Source organism: Variovorax sp. P4_D9 (assembly GCF_056401695.1).
Map to the genome: position 1 here is coordinate 1 of NZ_JBFUIU010001433.1, position 1,388 is coordinate 1,388.

The following is a 1,388-nucleotide window of genomic DNA, read 5'->3' on the forward strand; positions in this document are numbered from 1 at the left end:
ACCTGCACGTGCGCCCGGTCTTCCACTACAGCGAGCAGCGCGTGCGCGCCCACGTCTTCCTTTGCATGCTGGCCTACTACGTCGAGTGGCAAATGCGCGAGCGTCTGAAGCCCATGCTGTTCGATGACGAGTACCTCGAAGAGGCCAGCGCCACCAGGGCCTCTGCGGTGGCCAAGGCGTTGCGATCCGAGCATGCCAGGGCCAAGGATGCGAGCAAGACGGCAGACGACGGCTCACCCTTGCACAGCTTCAGGACCCTGCTGCAAGACCTCTCCACCCTGGCCTACAACATCACCCACACCCACCTCAACCCCGAGGCCAAGATCGTCACCACCACGCGGCCCACGCCGCTTCAGGCCAAGGCCTTCAAGCTGCTCGGCTTGAATCCCGCCTGTACCCAGTAGCCGCTCTCCCTGCGAACCAAAAGCTCAAGCAGGGCGCGCACTTACGTCTCGGCGATAACCAAAGTTCGGGCTAAGTACTAATCTTGACCGTGAAATAGGTCACGACTCAAAGTGAAGCCTTGCCGCGAGCGGGATTCGGGGCGCGCGCCGAGGCCACCGGGTAGCCCCCTCCGCGAACGTCCCCCGGCTTCGCCTCCTCTTTTATTTCGCCGCGGGGGCCACCCGATGCCGGAGCAGAGTACGCCGTCGGCGTGAGCCCGCCCCACCCTCACGCAGCCCGCATCGGATCGAAAAGCTCGGCGCCTCGCCGTTCAAGCGTAATCCAGCGGCAGCGCGGTCGTGTACTTGATCTGCTCCATCGCGAAGCTCGAACTCACGTCCGACAGTTCGATCTCGCGAATCATCCGCTTGTAGACTGCGTCATAGGCCTTGATGTCCGGCACCACCACCCGCAGCAGGTAGTCGGTGTCGCCGCTCATGCGATAGAACTCGACGATCTGCGGAATGGCCGCCACCACGCTGCTGAAGCGCTTGAACCACTTCTCGTTGTGCTGGCTGGTACGAATGGCGACGAACACGGTCACGCCCACGTTGAGCTTGTCGGGGTCGAGCAGCGCCACCCGCTGGCGGATGTAGCCCTCGCGCTCGAGCCGCTGGATCCGGCGCCAGCAGGGCGTGGCCGACAGGCTCACCTGTTCGCTGATCTCCTGCAGGGAAGCACTCGCATTGACCTGCAGCAGTTCGAGGATCGCCTTGTCGATTCTGTCCATCGGGGTATCCAAATCCAATATTGAATGATGATTGAGTAATATTTTGCTTGCATATAGCTCGAAGAGGCAAATTTCAGCAAAAGAAACCACCGCTTCCTTTCTAGACTGGAGCATCGCCTTGGCTTCCCTCCTGAAAGACCGGTACGTTGACTTCCTTTGATTCCGAAACCCATCTGGTGCGCGCCGGGCGCGACCCGTCGAGCCACGGCGGCAT

The 1,388-nt window shown here is 61.5% G+C and carries 1 protein-coding gene and 1 pseudogene; one reads left to right on the plus strand and one right to left on the minus strand.

Features of this window, described 5'->3' with window-relative positions; genetic code table 11:
- Nucleotides 1–404 (plus strand): annotated as a pseudogene (locus AC1DY5_RS55705) (IS1634 family transposase); the annotation flags it as partial.
- Nucleotides 405–715: 311 nt separating this feature from the next.
- On the opposite strand, the gene AC1DY5_RS55710 reads toward AC1DY5_RS55705, so the two are convergent.
- Nucleotides 716–1,174, minus strand: a complete 459-nt coding sequence (locus tag AC1DY5_RS55710; protein WP_478122718.1) for an Lrp/AsnC family transcriptional regulator — start codon at nucleotides 1,172–1,174, stop codon at nucleotides 716–718.
- Nucleotides 1,175–1,388 lie beyond the last annotated feature (214 nt).

Excerpts from the sequence above, each read along its gene's own strand:
- AC1DY5_RS55710 (WP_478122718.1), bottom strand. The coding sequence starts at position 1,174 with ATGGACAGAATCGACAAGGCGATCCTCGAACTGCTGCAGGTCAATGCG.